Raw genomic sequence first — 18,830 nt, 5'->3', positions numbered from 1 at the left:
ATCCGGGACGGGGTCCGGGCCTTTCCGTTTTCTCCCCGAGCGAGTGGCCGCCGGTCGGTAACCGCTTTCCCTCTCCTCCTCTTCCCGGGCTGGGACCGGCTCGGGAACGTGCTTCGCGTAAGCAGGCCGTGGCCTGGAGTGATGGCGCCTGGCGGCAGGGTGGGGCGACTGTCGCATTTGGTTCGTTCTGGGGAGAGTTCCGCCTGCCGAAGTGGCGTCGCATGGTTCGGTGCCCCCACCGAACCTCCCCCACCGAACCCCTTCGGTGCGGAACCGTACCCACCGAAGGAGTCACCACAGTATTAGCAGGTCAAGCCGGTGTTGCGTTGACCCTTCGTCGCCGTCCTTCGTAATGTTCCAGTGTCTTCCTTTTCTGTCGCATTCTTTTTCACGCAAGGCCAGTCGCTTACCTGGCCCTCCTCCTAAAGCACCGATAGAAGAAGGGTTTGAGTTCCTTGGCGCCCACCCCCCACGCCACGCTCGTCGACCGCGCCCCCGTGGCCGGCCCGTCCGGCACCCCGGAGTCGGCCCCCGGTCGCACCGACGGCTTCGACCGGGCCGACGCCTACATCGCCTGCCTGGATCCCTCCCTCACCATCCAGCAGGTCAACCAGGAGTTCGACCGCCGCTTCGGCGGACCGTCCTCCAGCCTCTGCGGCCGGCACTTCTGCGACCTGATCCACCCCAGCGTCCGGCCACCCCTGATGCAGCAGTTCGCGCGCATGCTGGAGGGCAAACGGAACCGCTTCCTCACTGAAGTCATCGCCGTCGACCAGGACAGCACCGCCTCCGCGCTCCCGCTGCGTGCCATGGCCGTCCAGGGCGGCCACATCCCCGACGTGGCCGCGATCCTCGTGGTGATGTCCGGCGCGGACGAACGGACCGAGGACGCCGAGGAGATGGCACCGCGCAAGAAACTCCTCAGCGAGGTCGACGCCCGCATCCTGGAGGGCATAGCCGCCGGTGTCTCGACGGTCCCCCTCGCCTCCCGCCTCTTCCTCAGCCGCCAGGGCGTGGAGTACCACGTCTCGGGTCTGCTGCGCGCGCTCAAGGTCCCCAACCGGGCCGCCCTCGTCTCCCGCGCCTACTCCATGGGCGTCCTCAAGGTCGGCACCTGGCCGCCCAGGGTCGTCGAGGACTACATCAAGTGAGCCGTACACCATCTGCTGTGCGGGGCGGCACCGCCGCCCCGCACCACCCCGCCCGCCTCGGTCCGTCGCCCGCCCGCCCCGCCGGGCGCCCGCGGCAGGGCGGCGGCCACCGAGCCGGCCACGGCGGGCGTGACGGGGTGACGCCATGATCGAACTCGACGGCCGGCCCGCCGGCGAGGACGCACTGGCTGCTCTGGCCCTGACCAACTACGGTCACTTCACCACCCTGCTGGTGGAGGACGGCCGGGTGCGTGGCCTCGACCTCCACCTGGAACGCCTGATCCGCGACTGCCGGCTCCTCTTCGACACGGCACTCGACCCGGACCGCGTGCGCGCCCTGGCCCGCCGGGCCGCACCGGTGAGCGGTCGCCGGATCGTCCGCGTCACCGTCTTCGACCCGGCGCTGGACCTCGCCACCATCGACGCGGTCGCCCGTCCGCGGATCCTGGTCACGGCACGGCCGGCACCGGAGGCACACCCCGGGCCCCTGCGGGTGCGGAGCACGGCACACCTCCGTGACCTGCCCGAGGTGAAGTCGGTCGCCCTGGGGCCCGCTCTGCGGCTCCGCCGCCACGCCCGGCGGGAGGGCTACGACGACGTGCTGTTCACGGGACGCGACGGCGAAGTGCTGGAGGGCGGCACCTGGAACATCGGCCTGGTGCGCGGGGGCCGGGTCGTCTGGCCCGGAGGAGACGTTCTCTCCGGCACGACCCGGCACCTCCTGCGCCACGCCGGCGGAGACCCCACGGAGCTGATCAGCCTCTCCGACCTCGACGACTGCGAGGCGGCGTTCGCCACGAACGCCGCCACCGGCCTCCGCCCCCTCACACGAATCGACCACCGGGAGTACCCCGCCACGCACCCGGTGACGACCCGGCTCGCGGAGAGCTACCGGGCGCTTCCCGCCCACCCGCTCTGACGGACCGGACTCCCGAACGTCCGGTGAAACGCGCCGTCCCGGAGCAGACGTGGTGCTCCGGGGCGCAAACAGCGCACACGGAGTATGCGTGAGCCCTGTACACGCCCCCGCGGCGGTACGGAGAATGCGCAGTGGCCGTGATCACGCGGCGGGAGGCGCGGCGTCGTCCGACCGCCGCCCTCGGGGAAGCAGGTCGATCGCCATGCTGTTGCGTCTGCCCACGTCGGTGTCCGAAGCGCAGGAGTGCATGGCCGAGGGGGCGGTGCCCATAGGCGGCGCGACCCTGGTGTGGGCCACCTGGCAGCGGGACGGCTTCCCGGAACTGGCCATGTCCCTGCGCGATCTGCCGCAGGCGACCGTGGTCGAGCCCGAGGCGCTGGGATCCGCCGTGTTGCTGCACCGCATCGACGACCGCGTACCGGAGGTGCTGCGCAGGGCGGCCGGCACGGTGGGCACCGGGGCCGTCCGCCGGACCGCCACGGTCGGGGGCAACCTCGTGGGCAGCAGCCTGCGCTGCCTGCTGCCGGCGGCACTCGTGCTGGACGCCCGCCCCACGGTGCTGGAACCCGACCGGGCCTACGAGACCGACCTGTCCGAGGTCCTCGCCAAGCGCCACCTGCTGCTCGGCCTGCGCTGGCGCACCCCGCTGGCCAGCGCGTACCGCAAGGAGCCCGCCGAGCCGGGCGGAGCGCCGCCGCTGGTCGTCGCCACCGCCGTGCACGCCGACGACGAGGGCCGGCGTCGTCTGCGGGTCGCCGTCCGCGACGGCTACGAGGTGCTCAGCGAGACCGTGCCGTGCGACGAGGGTGCCGAGGCGGCCTTCGGCCTGCTGGAGCGCACGGACGCCGGCGCACTGCCCGCCGGGGCGCGGGACGTGGTGCGTGAGCAGGTCGCCGGCATCCTGGACTCCCTCGCCGGTCGCTGACGCGGCGGTCCGCGACCGTCCGGCCTCAGCCGTTGGCCAGCTCCTCGACCCGGTCCAGCGCCCCGTTGAACTTGTTGTGGTCCCCCACGGTCGGCCCCGAGGAGGTGTACTGCCACATCGTGTGCTGGTCCCAGCCGGCCGGCAGGGGGCCCACGGTCGAGGCGTACCGGGCGACCCACAACGGGTTGGCGGCACCGAAGCCGCTGTAGTCCCCGGTGCACTGCTTCCACCAGTTGGTGGAGGTGTAGATGACGGCGTGGCGGCCCGTGCGCTCCCTGTAGCGGTCCAGGAAGTCGCGGATCCAGCCGACCATCTGACTCGCCGTCCTGCCGTAGCAGGTGTCGCCGTACGGGTTGTACTCGATGTCGAGCACGCCCGGCAGCGTCCTGCCGTCCTTGGACCAGCCGCCGCCGTGGTCGACGAAGTAGTCGGCCTGGGCGGCACCGCCGGCGCCGTCCGGGATGGCGAAGTGGTACGCGCCGCGGATCATGCCGACGTCGTACGAACCGCCGTACTGCTGCGCGTGGTACGGATTGCGGTAGGAGGTTCCCTCGGTGGCCTTCACATAGGCCCACTTGACCCCGCTGCTCCACAGGGTCGGCCACGCGACGTTGCCCTGGTGGCTGGAGACGTCCACCCCCTCCGTCTGGGTGGTCCGGGTGTCGGCGGGCCGGCCCTGCACCCCTTCGTGGGCGAGGACTCCCATGCCCATGTGGGCGGTACCGCGAACGGGCGCCCCGCCCGTCCCGTCGCCCGACGCGGGGGCCGCGGACAGGACCGGCAGGAGTGACTGGGACGCGAGAAGGACGCCGGACACGAGCAGGCGTCGGGAGTGGCGGGACGCCACGGCTATGGGTCTGCGCATGGCACCCATCCGATCCGCTGTGACGCCGGAGCGCATCTCACGGGCGTCCAGACGGTGTTGGGCGACCGGATCAACGGGGGTGCCGGGCGTCACCGCCATCGGGTTTGAACATGTTCAAAATCGGGATGGGGTCGATCGCGACAGGAAGGGAGCGGCTGATGAAGATCGTGATTCCCGGGGAGGGGGGGGACCGGGCAGCCGCGCGCTCGAGTTCCTCGTCGACCGCGACGACCTCGGCGGTCCCGTCAACCTCGCCGCACCGGGACCCCTGCCCCAGCGCGCCTTCATGCGTGCGCTGCGCAAGGCGTGGGGCATGCCGGTGGGCCTGCCCGCGACGCGGTGGATGGCCGAAGCGGGTACCTTCGCCCTGCGCACGGACACCGAACTGCTCCTCAAGAGCCGCCGCGTCGTCCCCGCACGGCTGCGCGAAGCGGGGTTCGCCTTCAACCACCCCCAGTGGCCGGAAGCGGCCGACGGCCTCGTACGCGGGTGCGCGGGTCCCGGTGAGCGGGGCGGCGCGGGGGCCGTCCTACGGGATCGGCACCGCCTGTCCCGTGACCCTCGTGCGCGGGTCCAGCGGGTCCACGTCGATCAGCAGGTCGCTGGGGCGGCCCATGTCCTCCCCCTGGCGGATCGCGACCGTGCCGGGCCGGGTGACCAGGCCCAGGGCGCGGAGGTAGCCGCCGAACGCCGCGGCCGCCGCTCCCGTCGCCGGGTCCTCCACGACGCCGCCCACGGGGAACGGGTTGCGGGCGTGAAAGCGCTCCGGCGACTCGCGCCACACGAGGTCCACCGTCGTCCAGCCATGACGCCCCATGACCTCGGCGAGTGCGTCGAAGTCGTAGTCGAGCCGCGCCAGCCGGGCCCGGGACGCCGAGGCGAGCACCAGGTGGTCGTTGCCGCCGAACGCCACGTGCGGAGGCAGGGCGGGGTCCAGGTCGTCCGGGGCCCAGCCGAGCGCCCCGAGCGCCGCGTCCAGTTCCGTGGCGAGAGCGGGACGGGAACGCGCCGGCACACTGGTGAGGGTGGCCCGTACCGCTCCGGCGCCGTCGGTCGCCGTGGACACGGGAATCTCGCCGGCGGGCGTGTCGAGGACGATCCCGCCCGGCCCCAGCCGCTCGGCGAGGGCGACGGCCAGCGCGACCGTCGCGTGCCCGCAGAAGGCCACCTCGGCGAGAGGGCTGAAGTAGCGGACCCGGAACCGCCGTGCGCCCTCGTCGCCGCCGGTGACGAAGGCCGTCTCGGAGTAGCCCACCTCGGCGGCGACCGCCCGCATCGCGGTGGCGTCGAGTCCGGAGGCGTCGAGGACGACCCCGGCGGGGTTCCCGCCCGCCGGGTCGGGGGTGAAGGCGGAGTAGCGCAGGATCTCGGTCCCGGTCGGTCTCGCGGCACGGTCGTCCACGTCGCTCTTTCCCGTCACGTCGGTGGTCATGGCCCCACGCTGTCACCCGATGGCGATCGTGTCCAACGATCGATCCCGATCACATCCATCACGAAAGCGCATAGCATGCTGCCGTGGACACCCGACTGCTGACGACCTTCACCACGCTCGCCCGCTCCGGCAGCTTCACGGCTGCCGCCATCGAACTCCACCTGGCCCAGTCCACGGTCACCGTGCACATCCGCACCCTGGAACGGGACCTCGGCGTCCGGCTCTTCGACCGCCTGCCCACCGGCGCGCTGCTCACCGACACCGGCCGCCGGCTGCTGGAGCGGGCGGAGGAGGTGCTCGACGCCGTGGCACGGCTGCGCGCCGGATGCGACGACGCCGGCACCGTGTCGGGACGCGTGGTCGTCGGCAGTCCGGAGTCCCTGTGCGCGAGCCGTCTGCCCGGCGTCATCGCCGCCCTGCGGACGAGCCATCCCGAGGTGGACGTCCACCTGCACGCGGCCGGGACCGCGGAGTGCGTCGAAGGACTGCGGTCCGGACGCCTCGACCTGGCGCTGCTGCTGGAGGAGACGCGGTTCCCGGACGTCACGGACGTCACGGGCGAACCGGTCGCCCACGAGCCGCTCGCCCTCGTCTCCGCCCCCGGGCACCCCATCGCCGCGCGCCGGCACGCCCCGGACTGGCCGGAACTGGCGGCGGAGAACTTCTTCCTGCTGGAGGAGGGCTGCTCCTACAGCGACGCGTTGGCCCGGCGGCTGCTCGACGTGCCGGGCGGGCAGCCGCGGCTGACCCGGTTCGGGAGCGTGGACGCGGCGCGCAACTGCGTGGCGGCCGGGCTCGGACTGACCCTGCTGCCGCTGACCACCGTGGCGGAGGAACTCCGGCGGGGGCGGCTGGTACGGATCGACGGCCCGCGCTTCCCCGACGTACCGGTACGGCTGGTTCGGCACCGTCGGCGGTGGGCGGCACCCGCCGCGCAGGAGGTCGCGCGGGCGCTCGTACGGCACCTGGGGGCCTGACGGGACCCGCGGGACCGCGCGGGTCCCGTCAGACCCGGGGGCCCCTGCGCGGGGCGGCCCCTGCCTGGAGACCCCCTGCGGGGCCCTGCACCGGGCGGACGGCCCCGTCGTCGCACCGCCTCGTTTCGCCCGGCGATGCCCGGGGCGCTCGACGCCTGCCCCGGGCCCCGGGCCGTGCGCGCGGCTCGCTCCCCGGGCGTCAGTCGAACGGGGTGAGGAAGTCCTGTGTCCGCAGCGGCCGGTCGACGATGCGGGTGTCGCCGATCCAGCCGTAGAAGCCCTGCTCGAAGCGCTCGTCGAACTGGGTGGCGCCCAGGACGAAGGGCTTGCCGAGGGTGGCGATGCCGGTCGAGGGCGCCGCCGGATTGCGGGCGATCTTCGAGCCGTCCACGTACATGACGGTGCGGCGGCCGTCGTTCACCACGGCGATGTGCATCCAGCGGCCCACCGGTACGGCGTGACTCCACGACGTGGGGTCCGCGTCCTGGCGGTGCGGGTAGACGACGAACTGCAGGAAGCGCTCCGGGGACAGGTTGAGGCTGCACGTGGGCTCCAGCGGGGACCAGCCGGTGGTCTTGCCCGCGTCCCCGTTGCGCCCCTCCCAGCTGAGGATGCCCATCCAGCTGTGGTCGCCCTCGAACGGCTCGGGCAGCCGGACGAAGGTCTCGATGGTGTACCCGCGGAGGAACCTCTCGCCGTTCAGCGGTGCCCGCGCACCGGTACGGAGGACGGCGCCGCGGTCCGGCGCCTTGCCGCCGTCGAAGCGGAGGCTGGCGTGGGCCGGCTGTCCGGGATGGTGGTCGCTCGACCAGGTGAGCGCCTCGGGCCCGCCGGCGTGCAGGCGGCCGACGGTGAGGTCGTTGCCGTGTCCGGAGAGGTCGCGCACCACGGCGCCGTCCGCCACCGGGCGGCCGTCCGGGGCGGTCGTCATGCCGGAGGCGTCGAACCTCCAGTAGGCGACCGTGCCACGCGGCATCACCGCGGAGGCGGGGCGCGGCTTCGGCCGTACGACCGGGGCGAAGCCCGCGAAGCGCGCGTCGAAGTCGATACTCAGGCTGAACCGGTCGGTGGGGCCGGTCAGTTCGAGCGTCTCGGCCTCCAGCGGCGCGCGCCGCCCGGGGTCGCGGGCCAGGAACCACGGGGCGAAGGTCTCCACGTCGATCACGTTGCGCACCAGGTCGAACGCGTAGGTGCGGATCATCCCGGCGCCGCCGTAGTAGCGGTCCTGGTAGTTGGTGACGTGGACGTGGACATCGTTGTCGGCGTCGTTGGTGAGAACCGTGCGGCCGGGCGGCCAGTAGTGCCCGCCCAGGGCGAGGAAGATCTGGTCGTTGGCGCGGATCAGGCCGTCCCACAGGCGCTGCCCGTTGCCGGACAGGCCGGCCGAGCCGTTCTCGTCCGCGGCGGCGAGGTCGTGCGTGGTGAGGACGGCGGGAAGGCTCGGATGGGCGTCCAGTACGCCCTGCGCCCACTCCGTGCCCCGGTCGGAGATCCGCCAGTCCAGGGCGAGGACCAGCCACTCGCGGCCCGCGGCGCGCAGGACGTGGTAGCTGTTGTAACCGTCGGGCGAGGAGCCCCGGAAGGTGGGCATCGAGGCGTAGCGCCGGGGACCGAACTCCCGCAGGTAGGCGGAGTCGCCGCGCTGGTCGTCGGTCGACGACGCGATGTCGTGGTTGCCCGCCAGCACGCTGTAGGGCACCTTGCCGTGCAGCGTGCCGAAGGTCTGGGCGGCGCGTCGGATCTCGTCCTCGGTGCCGTGCTCGGTGACGTCGCCGAGGTGGGTCAGGAAGGCGATGTTGGCCTCGGACCGGTCGGCCGCCAGGTAGCGGAAGGTTTCCCGCAGCGGAGCCGGGTCGGCGCTGTCCGCGTCGAAGAGGTACTGCGTGTCCGGCAGGACGGCCAGGGTGAACCGCGGACTGTCGGCGTCGAAGCGCCGCGCGCCGGCCGGCTCCGCGGCCTGCGCGGCGCCCGCGCCCCAGCCCGCCACCGCCGCCGTGGCCGCCCCGCCGGCCACGGCCGCTCTCAGTACCGTGCGTCTGCCCGGACTGTCGTGCTGCTCCGCCGTGCTCATCTGCCCTCCAGAAACGAGAAGTCCGACCTGCGCGGCTCACGGTGCTCAGCGGCCGTGGCCGCGCGTCGACGGTGAGCTGAACGCAGCATGGTGCGCGGCGGGCTACTGGGGAGGGGCTGATGCGTGCGACGGGGGAGCCGTGTGTGATCCGGCTCCGGGCGTCGCCGTCCACCGCTGACGCGCGTACGGGGTGGCGGCCCGGCTGCGGCAGGGGTGCCGGTCGGCGCGGCCGGGGGAATGCGGTGGCGGGTGGGACGGTTGAGGGCGGTGACCGACACGCGCGGGACACCACCGCGGCCCGCGCGGCGGTCGGAAGGAGCACCATGGCACGCAGCACCGCACGCCCGGTCGTCAGGCTCAGGTCGGCCGCCGGGACCGGCGTCACCTACGTGACGCGCAAGAACCGGCTCAACGACCCCGACCGGCTCGTCCTGCGCAAGTACGACCCGGTCGCGGGAGAACACGTCCCCTTCCGCGAGGAACGCTGAACGGGGCGACGGAGCGAGGGGGCACATTGATCCCGGTTTGCGGTGTCCTCCGCCGGTGCCGCCCCGTGGTCGCGGCACCTGGCACCCTGCTGCCGTGCCACCCGCCCACCTTCAGGAGACCTTCGCCATGACCGAGCCTTTGCCGGACCGTGTCGCCCGGTACGAGCGCCGGTTCACCACGCTCTTCGCGGAGTACTTCGACACGTTGGGCGCGACACTGGACGCACCGTCGTTCAGCCGCTTCACCCCGGAGTGCGTGGAGTTGCTGCGCGACCTGTCCCTGCGAGGCGGCAAGCGGATGCGGGTCGTGCTGCTGCACGAGACCGCGCGCCTGGTGTCCGACGAGCCGGTCGAGGGGCTGGACGCCGCCGCGCTGAGCATCGAGCTGCTGCAGACCCACGGCCTGGTGCACGACGACCTCATCGACGACAGCGCCACCCGCCGCGGCGGGCCCACCACGTACTACGCCTACCGGGAGCGGTTCCCCCGCCATCCGCGGGCGGCTCTCGGGCTCACCGTCCTCGCCGGCGACCTGGCGCTCGCCCTCTCCCTGCGGGTGCTCCTGGACGCCAGGCTCCCGGTCGAGGTGCGTCAGGCGATGGTCGAGGTCCAGACCCGCGCCGCGACCGACACGTTCGTGGGCCAGATCACCGACCTGGAGCGGGACTTCGCCCCCGAGGCCCCGGACGACGAGATGCTGCACGACGTGGCGGACCACAAGTCCGCCCGCTACTCGGTTCTCGCCCCGCTGTACCTCGGACTGCTGGCCGCGGGCGAGCAGCCGGCCGCCCACGAGCCCGAGCTGCGCCGCTACGCGCGACTGGTCGGCATCTGCGGGCAGATGCGCGACGACTACCTGGACCTGTTCGGCGACGCCGCGGCGATGGGCAAGCCGACCGGCACCGACATCCGCGAGGGCCGGCGCAGCTACGCCGTCGCCCGTCTGCTGTCCGCCGTGAGCGGCTCCGAGCGCGCCGTCGTGGAGGAGGCCCTGGGGAACCCCGCCTGCTCCCCGGAGGCCGTCGCCGCGATCCGCGGGATCGGCGAACGCCGGGGCGTGGCCGCCGGGATGCGGGCGGACATGCGGCGACACGCCGAGCAGGCCCGCGAGGTGGCGGCGCACTGGCGTCCGCGCTGGCGTGCGGACGCGGTCGTCTTCTTCGAGCGGCTGCCGGGCTGGAGCATCGAGCGCACCGGCTGACCGAACCGGTGTGCGACACCTGTTCCCCCGATCACTCAAAGGGGTATTCGGGATCTTCCGCCCCGTGCGTCCGGTCATGCTCGGACTGACCGGACGCGTCGTTGACCAGGCGCACCGGTGAGGACGCGAACCCCTGGGGGGAGAAGCATGACGCACTCGACGGGACGCGGCCAGGGACCGGACGGCCAGGCCCTGCTGGTGGTCGCCGGACTGGCCGATCTGGCGGTGAGCACGCTCGGCACGGCGGCGGGCGCGGTGCGCGGGCTCCTGCGGCGCTCGGACACCGCGGACCTGGTGCGGGAGGCCGAGCAGGACCTCCAGGCCCGGGGCCGCCTGGCCCTCGACCGCTGCACGAACGTACCGCCCGCCCACCTGGAGGTACTCGCCCGGCACGCGCTGGCCCGGCGGGCGGCCGACGGCGGCGATGTCTGACCGCTGGGACCCGGCCGCGTTCAGGGCGCGCGTCGACGGTGTCCTGCGGAGCTTCCTGGACGAGGAGGCCGGTCACCTGGTGGCCGTCGACGCCGCCCTCGCGCCCGTGGCCGAGCAGGTGCGCAGCGCGGCCGGGCACGGCAAACGGCTGCGGGCCGCCTTCTGCTACTGGGGCTGGCGAGCGGCCGGACAGCCCGACAGCGACGCACTGGTGCGGGCGGCGGCCGCCATGGAACTGGTGCACGCCGCGGCGATCGTGCACGACGACCTCATCGACGACAGCCCGCTGCGCCACGGCCTGCCCACCGTCCACGTCGCCCTGGAAGCCGTACTCGCCCGGGACGGCCGCAGCCGGGCCCGCGAGGCCGCCCGGTCCCTGGCCATGCTGGTGGGCGATCAGCTGATGGCCCTCGCGGGGCAGCTGTTCACCGGCAGTGGCCTCCCCGCCGCCTACCTCGCCCGAGCCCGGGGCCTGTGGGCCGCGCTCGCCCGCGAACTCGTCGCCGGCGAGTGCCTGGAGATCCTGCACACCGGTGGCCGGCCGGACACCGGGACCTCGCTGAAGGTGGTCCGGTACAAGACCGCCAAGTACACCGTCGAACACCCCTTGCTCATCGGGGGCCTGCTCGCCGGCGCCGGTCCCGCGCTGCAAGGCACCTACTCCGCCTACGGCCTGCCGCTCGGCGAGGCCTTCCAGCTGCGCGACGACCTGCTCGGTCTGTTCGGCGACCCGGAGCGCACCGGCAAGGCGGGCCTGGACGACCTGCGGGCCCACCGGCCCACCGCGCTGCTGGCCGAGACCTGGCAGGCCGCCGACGCGTCCCAGCGCGCATGGCTGCGCCGGGTGCTGGGCCGCGACGACCTGGACGAGACCCACCTGCGCGACGTGCGCGACCTCATGCGGGAGCTGAAGGCACCGCAGCGCGTCGAGCGGATGATCGACGCCCGCGTGGAACAGGCCACCCGCGCTCTGGACACCGCCGACACACCACCGCACGCGCGCCGGGTGCTGTCCGCACTCGCCCGGCAGGCCACCGACCGCATCCACTGACGAGGAGACCGCGATGACCTACACCGAGACGTCGATGGACGCCCTGCGCCGCAGCGGTGACGAACTGGCCGACGCCGTGGTGGCCACCCTGTTCGAGCGCGGCGAGGTCGGCACGTTCAACTCACTGATGCGCTACGTCTCCACCAACGGCCAGCGACTGCCGGACGGCCTGCCCGGGGTGGCCCGGGAGTACCTGCGGGTGACCGGCACCCCGCCCGACTGGGTGGACTGGGCCGAGATGGAGAAGGCCCGCCTCTTCTTCATCGACAACAACGTGCACATCTCGACCGCGTTGTCGTTCGCGTCGATGCCCGCCTGCTACGTCGTGCCGCACGTGGCCCGGCTGCTGTCGGCCACCCACGGACTGAGCTACCCCTCCAAACGGATGGCGGAGACCGGTCAGTTCACCGTCTACCTCATGCAGCCGGACGCGTTCGAGGCCGGCGGCCGCTTCATCCCGGCCGCCCAGAAGGTGCGCCTGCTGCACGCCGCCATCCGCCACCACCTGAAGCGGGAGAACCGCTGGGACACCGACACCCTGGGCGTGCCGATCTGCCAGGAGGACATGATCGGCGGGCAGATGTTCTTCTCCCTGCTCGTCCTGGACAGCCTGCACCGGCTCGGCATCCACATGTCGGCCGAAGGGGCGGACGCGTACTTCTACGCCTGGCGTGTGGTCGGCGCCGTCCTCGGTGTCGACCAGACGGCCGTGCCCACCACGCTCGACGAGGCACGCCACTTCCTCGATCTGTACATGCTGCGCCACATGGGTCCCTCCGAGGAGGGCGCCCATCTGACGAGGCAGCTGATCGACCTGTACGAGGAAGTCGTCCCGGGCACCTTCTTCGACCCGGTGGTCTCGGCCCTGATCCGCTACCTCGTCGGGGACACGTGCGCCGACTGGCTGGACGTGCCCCGCACCACCTGGGACACCGTGGTGAAGGCGGCTCCGCACCTCCTGGGCGTCCTGGAGACGATCGAGGACCGCTCGCCGCTGGGCGCCTGGGCCCTGGACCGGATCGGCCACCTCACCACGATCCTCGAACTGTCCTCCCTCACCCGCGGACGCGTCATGCACTACGCGATCCCCGAGCAGCTGAAGAAGGACTACGGCGTCCCGGACGCCACCGCCCGCACCCGCCGCTGGACCCCGCCGCCCGCGACCCTCTCCTGACCCGGGGCGTGCGGCCGGGGCCCGGGCGGAGCCGGGGGCGTCAGGCGATGGAAGCCGAGACGACGGCGGAGACGGCGAGGTTGCACGAGGCCGTCACCCACACCGCGGGGTGGGGCTCCTGCTCGACCAGCGTCGCGCCCAGCCGGCCCGGGGTGATCAGGTCGACCACCAGGAACGCCACGGCCATCATCACGAGCCCCAGCAGCCCGAAGGCCGCGGTGGACACCAGCCCCTTGCCGAAGTCGTCGTAGGTCGTCCAGATGGAGGTGAAGACGATGCCGCCGATGCCGAGCAGCGCGGAGCTGAGGACCATGGCCGCGTTGCGGTTGCGTTGCTCCCAGATCTGCCGGCCGAGCTTTCCGGGCGTCAGCACGTCCACCAGGACGATGCCGAGGACCAGGAGGACCAGGCCGAGACCGCCGTAGGCGGTGGCGCGGCCGAGTCCGTTGACGATGTCGCTCATGGGGGTGCCGGCTCCGTAGCGTGAGGGATCGTGAGGGATCGCGGTCAAGGCGCTGCAAAATGTAGCGCACCCGTTCGGCCCTCCGGCCCCTGCGGTCCGGCACTCCCGCGATCCGGCCCGACCGGGTGTCAGGCCGCCTCGGCGAGCCGCTTGTTGCGGCGCACGGAGGACCAGAAGGAGGCGCCGATCAGGACCACGCCGATGAGGCCGGTGACGATCTCGTTGATCTCGTACCGGATGGTGATCAGGAGGATGGCGGCGAGGGCGCCGATGGCGTAGTGCGCGCCGTGCTCCAGGTAGACGTAGTCGTCGAGGGTGCCCTGGCGGACCAGGTAGACGGTCAGCGACCGGACGTACATGGCGCCGATGCCCAGGCCCAGGGCCATCAGCACGATGTCGTTGGTGATGGCGAAGGCGCCGATGACGCCGTCGAAGGAGAAGGACGCGTCCAGGACCTCCAGGTAGAGGAACATGAAGAACGCCGCCTTGCCGGTGAGGGCGACGGCCGAACGGGGTCCGCCGGAGCGCTCGGCCGCCGCCTCGGCCTCGTGCTCGCGCTCCTCCTCCCGCTCGAGCCTGTCCTCGAAGAAGCCGGAGAGACCGCCGACGATCATGTAGGTGATCAGTCCGCCGACACCGGCCAGGAGCACCGTCTCCGCCTTGTCGGCGTGCGTGCCGCCGTGCTGATGGGCGTGCGCACCGAAGGTGACCGCGGAGAGGAGCAGCACGGTCAGGGCGACGCAGACCGACAGCATGTCGACCCTGCCGAGCTTGGCCAGCGCGCGCTCCAGCGGACCGAGCCACTTGGTCTCCCGGTCCTCGAAGACGAAGTCGAGGAAGATCATCAGGAGGAACATGCCGCCGAAGGCGGCGATCGACGGATGGGCGTCCGTCACCAGCTCCTGGTACCGCTCCTTGTCCGTGAGCGCCAGATGGACCGCGGACCACGGGTTCAGCCGGGCACTGACCGCCACGATGACGACCGGGAAGACCAGACGCATGCCGAACACGGCGATCAGGATGCCCACGGTGAGGAAGATCTTCTGCCAGAAGGCGCTCATCTTCTTCAGGATCCCGGCGTTGATCACCGCGTTGTCGAAGGACAGGGAGATCTCCAGCACGGCGAGGATGGCGACGAGGCCGAAGGCGGTCCACCCCTCGTACAGCACTCCCGCGGTCAGGCCCAGTGCGGTGACGACGAAGGCCCAACGGAACGTTTTCAAAAGCACGGGCTACTCACTCACTCCTGTTGTCGCGCTGACCGGAATGTGGCATTCCCTGCCAGTGCCCCCCACCGTCGTTGTCTACCATGATCGTCCTCCCTCCCCGGGCAGACCCGGTGCGCACCGCCCCGTGCACCCGACGGTCATCACAATGGACCGGTTCGTTTCCTTGAGCGGTTCGTGTGTACGGGAGTAGGTTCCCGCCATGACCGCATCCCGGGATCCGGCCGCCGCCTCGGCACTGCGCGGGGCCGGACTACGCGTGACCGCCGCCCGCGCCGCGTTGCTCGAGACCGTCCGCCGGGGCGACCACCTCGACGCCGAGGCGATCGCCTCCGGAGTGCGCGGGCGCGTCGGCCACGTCTCCCTGCAGGCCGTGTACGAGGCGCTGCACGCGCTCACCGCGGCAGGACTCGTACGCCGCATCCAGCCGCCCGGCGGCCCGGCGCGGTTCGAGGGGCGGGTGGGGGACAACCACCACCATGTCCTGTGCCGGTCCTGCGGGGCCCTCGCGGACGTCGACTGCGCCGTCGGCGAGGCACCCTGCCTGACCGCCTCCGACGACCACGGCTTCTCGATAGACGAGGCCGAGGTCATCTACCGGGGCCTGTGCCCCGGCTGCTCCACCACCGGCAGTTCCCCAGCACCGTGACCCGCCCCGTCCGGAAGGATGTCCATGTCCGAGAACCACGACGCCATCGTGACCGACGCGAAAACCGAGGAGACGGGCGGCTGCCCGGTCGCCCACGGACGCGCCCCGCATCCCACCCAGGGGGGTGGAAACCGCCAGTGGTGGCCGGAGCGGCTCAACCTGAAGATCCTCGCCAAGAATCCCGCGGTGGCCAACCCGCTGGGTGAGGAGTTCGACTACGCCGCGGCGTTCCGGTCGCTCGACCTGCCGGCCGTCAAGCGCGACATCGCCGAGGTGCTCACCACCTCGCAGGACTGGTGGCCCGCCGACTTCGGCCACTACGGCCCGCTGATGATCCGGATGGCCTGGCACAGCGCGGGCACCTACCGCATCAGCGACGGCCGCGGCGGCGCGGGCGCCGGACAGCAGCGCTTCGCCCCGCTCAACAGCTGGCCCGACAACGGCAACCTCGACAAGGCCCGCCGTCTGCTGTGGCCGGTCAAGAAGAAGTACGGCCAGAGCCTGTCCTGGGCCGACCTGCTGATCCTCACGGGCAACGTCGCCCTGGAGCAGATGGGCTTCGAGACCTTCGGCTTCGCGGGCGGCCGTGCCGACGTGTGGGAGGCCGAGGAGGACGTCTACTGGGGCCCGGAGACCACCTGGCTCGACGACCGCCGCTACACCGGTGACCGCGAGCTGGAGAACCCGCTCGGCGCGGTCCAGATGGGCCTGATCTACGTCAACCCCGAGGGCCCCAACGGCAACCCGGACCCGCTCGCCGCCGCCCGCGACATCCGCGAGACGTTCCGCCGCATGGCGATGAACGACGAGGAGACGGTCGCGCTGATCGCCGGCGGCCACACCTTCGGCAAGACCCACGGGGCCGGCCCGGCCGACCACGTCGGCGACGACCCCGAGGCCGCCTCCATGGAGGAGCAGGGGCTCGGCTGGCGGAACACCTACGGCACGGGCAAGGGCGGCGACGCCATCACCTCCGGCCTGGAGGTCACCTGGACGGCCACCCCGACCCGGTGGAGCGACGGGTTCTTCAAGAACCTCTTCGAGTTCGAGTACGAGCTCGAGCAGAGCCCGGCCGGTGCGAACCAGTGGGTGGCCAAGGACGCCCCGGAGTTCGTCCCCGACGCGCACGACCCGTCGAAGAAGCACCGGCCGAGGATGCTCACCACCGACCTGTCACTGCGCTACGACCCGGTCTACGAGCCGATCTCCCGCCGGTTCTACGAGAACCCGGGGGAGTTCGCGGACGCCTTCGCCCGCGCCTGGTACAAGCTGACCCACCGCGACATGGGCCCGAAGTCCCTGTACCTCGGTCCGGAGGTCCCGGAGGAGACCCTGCTCTGGCAGGACCCGCTGCCGGAGGCCGACGGCGAGCCCGTCGACGCCGAGGACGTCGCCACCCTCAAGACCAAGCTCATCGAGTCCGGCCTGACCGTCTCGCAGCTGGTGTCCACCGCGTGGGCCTCGGCGTCCACCTTCCGCGGCAGCGACCGGCGCGGCGGCGCCAACGGTGCCCGTATCCGCCTGGAGCCGCAGCGCGGCTGGGAGGTCAACGAGCCCGACGAACTGGCGCAGGTCCTGCGGGTCCTGGAAGGCATCCAGCGGGAGTTCAACTCCGGCGCGAAGAAGGTCTCCCTGGCCGACCTGATCGTCCTCGGCGGCACCGCCGCCGTGGAGAAGGCCGCCAAGGAGGCCGGCTTCCAAGTGCAGGTCCCCTTCGCCGCGGGCCGCGTGGACGCGACGGAGGAGCACACCGACGCCGAGTCGTTCGAGGCGCTCGAACCGGTCGCCGACGGGTTCCGCAACTACCTCGGCAAGGGCAACCGCCTGCCGGCCGAGTACCTGCTGCTCGACCGGGCGAACCTGCTCACCCTGAGCGCTCCCGAGATGACCGTGCTCGTCGGCGGCCTGCGGGTACTGGGAGCCAACTACCAGAAGTCCCAGCTCGGTGCCTTCACCAGGACGCCCGGCTCGCTCACCAACGACTTCTTCGTGAACCTGCTCGACCTGGGCGTCACCTGGAAGGCGACGTCCGAGGACCAGACCCTGTTCGAGGGACGCGACACCGCCACCGGCGAGGTCAAGTGGGCCGGCAGCCGCGCCGACCTGGTCTTCGGCTCGAACTCCGAACTGCGGGCGCTCGCCGAGGTCTACGCGAGCGACGACGCCAAAGAGAAGTTCGTCCACGACTTCGTCGACGCCTGGGTCAAGGTCATGAACCTCGACCGCTTCGACCTGGTCTGACCCGACCGTCCGGGCCGGCCGGCACCCGCCGGCCCGGACGGTCCGGGCCCGCCCGCGATGCCCCCGGGCCGGCGGGCTGCGCCGTCCCGCGGAAGGCCGCCCTCGTCCTCACCCCGCCCGGTCTCCTGCTGGTCGCGTTGCCCCTGATCACGAGCGCGACCGTCACGCCGCCCACGATGGCCCTCGTCGTCCTCTTCCGCCTCTTCGGCCTTCTGGACCTCGCCACGGTGCCTGCGGTCATCGCGCCGTGCCGCCGCTTCCACGGTGACGACGGCGCCGTCGTCCTCGACTGGACCGGCGCCGCCCACCAGGTCGGTGCGCCGGCCGCCGTCCTCGGCGGTGTCACCCGCGACGCCTTCGCCGGTTACGGCCCGGTGTGAGCGGGCCCTCGGCGCGGCCTGCGCCACCGCGGCCCGCCTCACCCGCACCGTCCGCCTTGCCGGAACGGCCGCCACCGCACCCCTGCCGGGGCGAAAAGCGATGGCCACGCGGGGAACGCGATGCTGAGATGGCGTGATGGACGGCGCGACGTCGGTGGTGGTGGACCGGGGCCGGTTCCCGGACGCGGTGACGCCCTGGGAGGACGAGGCCTGGCGGGCCGCGGCCCTCGACTGGGCGGCGGGCGGGCTCGCCGCCCGGGGGCTGCGGTCGACGGGGGAGTGGCGGGTCCGGCTGCGGCCCTGGTCCGTCCTGGTGCGGCTGCCCGTCGAGGAGGGCGGCGCGGTCTGGTTCAAGGCGAGTCCGCCGGCCGGCGCCTTCGAGGGCGCGTTGACCGCGGCGCTGGCCCGTTGGATGCCGGGGCACGTGCTGGAGCCCCTGGCGGTGGACGCCGGCCGGGGCTGGTCGCTGCTGCCCGACGGGGGCCGGCTCCTGCGCGACGTGCTCGACCGCGAGGCGCCCGGCCCCGCCGTGTGGGAGGAACTCCTGCGCCGCTACGCCGCCCTGCAGCACGCCCTGACCCCACGCGCACCGGAGATCGTACGGCTGGGCGTGCCGCACCTGCCGGTCACCACGCTGCCCGACGTCCTCGACCGATGCGACGCCTCCCCGCTGCGGCCGGAGGAACGCGTCGCGCTCCGGGAACTGCGCCCCCGCCTCCTGGAGTGGGGTGCGGAACTCGCGGCCGTGGGCGTCGCGGACTCCCTCGACCACGCGGACCTGCACGACGGCCAGCTCTTCCACCCCGGACCGGGCCGCTTCACCTTCTTCGACTGGGGAGACGCCGTCGTCTCCCACCCCTTCTGCAGTCTGGCGGTCCCCGCCCGCCGGGCCGCCGAGCGCCACGGACCGCAGGTACTGCCCCGACTGCGGGACGCCTACCTGGAACCGTGGACGGGCGCCGGCCGGAGCACGGCGGAACTGCGGCGTGCGGTGGGCCTCGCGTGGCGGCTGAGCGCCCTGGCCCGCGCCGGCGCCTACGGCAGGCTGTTCCCCGGCGCGTCCGGTGCCGCCGGGGCGGAGGTCGCCGGGGAGGGCGCCCGCCGCCTGCTGGAACTGTTCGACGACCCGCCGCTCTGAGCCCGCCGCCCGGCAGGCGTTGTCAGTGGCGGGTGCGAGGCTGCCCG

The 18,830-nt window shown here is 72.7% G+C and carries 18 protein-coding genes and 1 pseudogene; 14 read left to right on the top strand and 5 right to left on the bottom strand.

Annotation, left to right across the window (positions count from 1 at the left end; all coding sequences use genetic code 11):
- The first annotated feature begins 455 nt into the window (after nucleotides 1–455).
- The 3 genes from ACVV2G_RS29505 to ACVV2G_RS29495 all read left to right on the top strand — a co-directional run bounded on the left by ACVV2G_RS29505 (nucleotide 456) and on the right by ACVV2G_RS29495 (nucleotide 2,995).
- On the top strand, nucleotides 456–1,151 hold the full coding sequence (locus ACVV2G_RS29505) for a PAS domain-containing protein (RefSeq protein WP_453845833.1): 696 nt from the start codon (nucleotides 456–458) through the stop codon (nucleotides 1,149–1,151).
- A 145-nt stretch (nucleotides 1,152–1,296) separates the two neighbouring features.
- Nucleotides 1,297–2,070: an aminotransferase class IV gene (locus ACVV2G_RS29500; protein WP_453845832.1), complete on the top strand. Its 774-nt coding sequence runs from the start codon at nucleotides 1,297–1,299 to the stop codon at nucleotides 2,068–2,070.
- A 202-nt stretch (nucleotides 2,071–2,272) separates the two neighbouring features.
- Entirely contained in the window at nucleotides 2,273–2,995 is a 723-nt protein-coding gene (locus ACVV2G_RS29495; RefSeq protein WP_453845831.1) for an FAD binding domain-containing protein, read from the top strand.
- A 25-nt stretch (nucleotides 2,996–3,020) separates the two neighbouring features.
- On the opposite strand, the gene ACVV2G_RS29490 is transcribed toward ACVV2G_RS29495, so the two are convergent.
- A complete protein-coding gene (locus ACVV2G_RS29490) occupies nucleotides 3,021–3,860 on the bottom strand; it encodes a lysozyme (protein ID WP_453845830.1) in 840 nt (279 codons plus the stop codon).
- Between the two features lie 199 nt (nucleotides 3,861–4,059).
- Here ACVV2G_RS29490 and ACVV2G_RS29485 point away from each other — a divergent pair.
- Nucleotides 4,060–4,359 (top strand): annotated as a pseudogene (locus ACVV2G_RS29485) (DUF1731 domain-containing protein); the annotation flags it as partial.
- A 30-nt stretch (nucleotides 4,360–4,389) separates the two neighbouring features.
- Here the strand turns inward: ACVV2G_RS29485 and ACVV2G_RS29480 are convergent.
- Nucleotides 4,390–5,292 (bottom strand): PhzF family phenazine biosynthesis isomerase, encoded by a 903-nt coding sequence (locus ACVV2G_RS29480; protein ID WP_453845829.1) that lies wholly within the window; start codon nucleotides 5,290–5,292, stop codon nucleotides 4,390–4,392.
- A gap of 83 nt (nucleotides 5,293–5,375) precedes the next feature.
- Here ACVV2G_RS29480 and ACVV2G_RS29475 point away from each other — a divergent pair, with 83 nt between their 5' ends.
- Nucleotides 5,376–6,269: a LysR family transcriptional regulator gene (locus tag ACVV2G_RS29475; protein ID WP_453845828.1), complete on the top strand. Its 894-nt coding sequence runs from the start codon at nucleotides 5,376–5,378 to the stop codon at nucleotides 6,267–6,269.
- A 199-nt stretch (nucleotides 6,270–6,468) separates the two neighbouring features.
- Here ACVV2G_RS29475 and ACVV2G_RS29470 read toward each other — a convergent pair whose 3' ends face one another.
- A complete protein-coding gene (locus ACVV2G_RS29470; RefSeq protein ID WP_453845827.1) occupies nucleotides 6,469–8,340 on the bottom strand; it encodes a LamG-like jellyroll fold domain-containing protein in 1,872 nt (623 codons plus the stop codon).
- 323 nt (nucleotides 8,341–8,663) lie between these two features.
- Between ACVV2G_RS29470 and rpmG the strand changes: the two genes are divergently transcribed.
- The 5 genes from rpmG (at nucleotide 8,664) to ACVV2G_RS29445 (ending at nucleotide 12,686) form a co-directional block, all read left to right on the top strand.
- Nucleotides 8,664–8,828, top strand: a complete 165-nt coding sequence (gene rpmG / locus ACVV2G_RS29465; RefSeq protein WP_453845826.1) for a 50S ribosomal protein L33 — start codon at nucleotides 8,664–8,666, stop codon at nucleotides 8,826–8,828.
- A gap of 127 nt (nucleotides 8,829–8,955) precedes the next feature.
- The gene (locus ACVV2G_RS29460) at nucleotides 8,956–10,029 is read left to right on the top strand and encodes a polyprenyl synthetase family protein (protein WP_453845825.1); all 1,074 of its coding nucleotides are present in this window, start codon (nucleotides 8,956–8,958) and stop codon (nucleotides 10,027–10,029) included.
- Between the two features lie 147 nt (nucleotides 10,030–10,176).
- Nucleotides 10,177–10,461, top strand: a complete 285-nt coding sequence (locus ACVV2G_RS29455; RefSeq protein ID WP_453845824.1) for a polyprenyl synthetase — start codon at nucleotides 10,177–10,179, stop codon at nucleotides 10,459–10,461.
- On the top strand, nucleotides 10,454–11,512 hold the full coding sequence (locus tag ACVV2G_RS29450; protein WP_453845823.1) for a polyprenyl synthetase family protein: 1,059 nt from the start codon (nucleotides 10,454–10,456) through the stop codon (nucleotides 11,510–11,512). The genes ACVV2G_RS29455 and ACVV2G_RS29450 overlap by 8 nt, the downstream gene beginning before the upstream one ends.
- A 13-nt stretch (nucleotides 11,513–11,525) precedes the next feature.
- Entirely contained in the window at nucleotides 11,526–12,686 is a 1,161-nt protein-coding gene (locus ACVV2G_RS29445; RefSeq protein ID WP_453845822.1) for an oxygenase MpaB family protein, read from the top strand.
- Between the two features lie 40 nt (nucleotides 12,687–12,726).
- Here the strand turns inward: ACVV2G_RS29445 and ACVV2G_RS29440 are convergent, their stop codons facing one another.
- On the bottom strand, nucleotides 12,727–13,149 hold the full coding sequence (locus tag ACVV2G_RS29440; RefSeq protein ID WP_453845821.1) for a DUF350 domain-containing protein: 423 nt from the start codon (nucleotides 13,147–13,149) through the stop codon (nucleotides 12,727–12,729).
- 128 nt (nucleotides 13,150–13,277) lie between these two features.
- On the bottom strand, nucleotides 13,278–14,378 hold the full coding sequence (locus ACVV2G_RS29435; RefSeq protein ID WP_453845820.1) for a DUF475 domain-containing protein: 1,101 nt from the start codon (nucleotides 14,376–14,378) through the stop codon (nucleotides 13,278–13,280).
- A 199-nt stretch (nucleotides 14,379–14,577) separates the two neighbouring features.
- Between ACVV2G_RS29435 and ACVV2G_RS29430 the strand changes: the two genes are divergently transcribed.
- From ACVV2G_RS29430 to ACVV2G_RS29415, 4 genes are all read left to right on the top strand, one after another.
- Nucleotides 14,578–15,024, top strand: a complete 447-nt coding sequence (locus ACVV2G_RS29430) for a Fur family transcriptional regulator (RefSeq protein ID WP_453845819.1) — start codon at nucleotides 14,578–14,580, stop codon at nucleotides 15,022–15,024.
- Between the two features lie 24 nt (nucleotides 15,025–15,048).
- Nucleotides 15,049–17,265 (top strand): catalase/peroxidase HPI, encoded by a 2,217-nt coding sequence (katG, locus tag ACVV2G_RS29425; protein WP_453845818.1) that lies wholly within the window; start codon nucleotides 15,049–15,051, stop codon nucleotides 17,263–17,265.
- Nucleotides 17,266–17,402: 137 nt separating this feature from the next.
- A complete protein-coding gene (locus ACVV2G_RS29420; protein ID WP_453845817.1) occupies nucleotides 17,403–17,645 on the top strand; it encodes a hypothetical protein in 243 nt (80 codons plus the stop codon).
- Between the two features lie 136 nt (nucleotides 17,646–17,781).
- Complete coding sequence (locus ACVV2G_RS29415) at nucleotides 17,782–18,783, top strand: phosphotransferase (protein ID WP_453845816.1); 1,002 nt, start codon at nucleotides 17,782–17,784, stop codon at nucleotides 18,781–18,783.
- Nucleotides 18,784–18,830 lie beyond the last annotated feature (47 nt).

The sequence above is a fragment of the Streptomyces sp. JK94 genome, assembly GCF_053613315.1.
The sequence above is the reverse complement of the archived record's forward strand: the minus strand, read 5'-3'. Positions and strand labels throughout refer to the sequence as shown.

Coding starts and splice junctions, on each gene's coding strand:
- ACVV2G_RS29415 (WP_453845816.1), top strand. CDS start 17,782: ATGGACGGCGCGACGTCGGTGGTGGTGGACCGGGGCCGGTTCCCGGAC.
- ACVV2G_RS29470 (WP_453845827.1), bottom strand. CDS start 8,340: ATGAGCACGGCGGAGCAGCACGACAGTCCGGGCAGACGCACGGTACTG.
- ACVV2G_RS29495 (WP_453845831.1), top strand. CDS start 2,273: ATGCTGTTGCGTCTGCCCACGTCGGTGTCCGAAGCGCAGGAGTGCATG.
- ACVV2G_RS29460 (WP_453845825.1), top strand. CDS start 8,956: ATGACCGAGCCTTTGCCGGACCGTGTCGCCCGGTACGAGCGCCGGTTC.
- ACVV2G_RS29455 (WP_453845824.1), top strand. CDS start 10,177: ATGACGCACTCGACGGGACGCGGCCAGGGACCGGACGGCCAGGCCCTG.
- ACVV2G_RS29500 (WP_453845832.1), top strand. CDS start 1,297: ATGATCGAACTCGACGGCCGGCCCGCCGGCGAGGACGCACTGGCTGCT.
- ACVV2G_RS29445 (WP_453845822.1), top strand. CDS start 11,526: ATGACCTACACCGAGACGTCGATGGACGCCCTGCGCCGCAGCGGTGAC.
- rpmG (WP_453845826.1), top strand. CDS start 8,664: ATGGCACGCAGCACCGCACGCCCGGTCGTCAGGCTCAGGTCGGCCGCC.
- ACVV2G_RS29490 (WP_453845830.1), bottom strand. CDS start 3,860: ATGCGCAGACCCATAGCCGTGGCGTCCCGCCACTCCCGACGCCTGCTC.
- ACVV2G_RS29430 (WP_453845819.1), top strand. CDS start 14,578: ATGACCGCATCCCGGGATCCGGCCGCCGCCTCGGCACTGCGCGGGGCC.
- ACVV2G_RS29480 (WP_453845829.1), bottom strand. CDS start 5,292: ATGACCACCGACGTGACGGGAAAGAGCGACGTGGACGACCGTGCCGCG.
- katG (WP_453845818.1), top strand. CDS start 15,049: ATGTCCGAGAACCACGACGCCATCGTGACCGACGCGAAAACCGAGGAG.
- ACVV2G_RS29440 (WP_453845821.1), bottom strand. CDS start 13,149: ATGAGCGACATCGTCAACGGACTCGGCCGCGCCACCGCCTACGGCGGT.
- ACVV2G_RS29450 (WP_453845823.1), top strand. CDS start 10,454: ATGTCTGACCGCTGGGACCCGGCCGCGTTCAGGGCGCGCGTCGACGGT.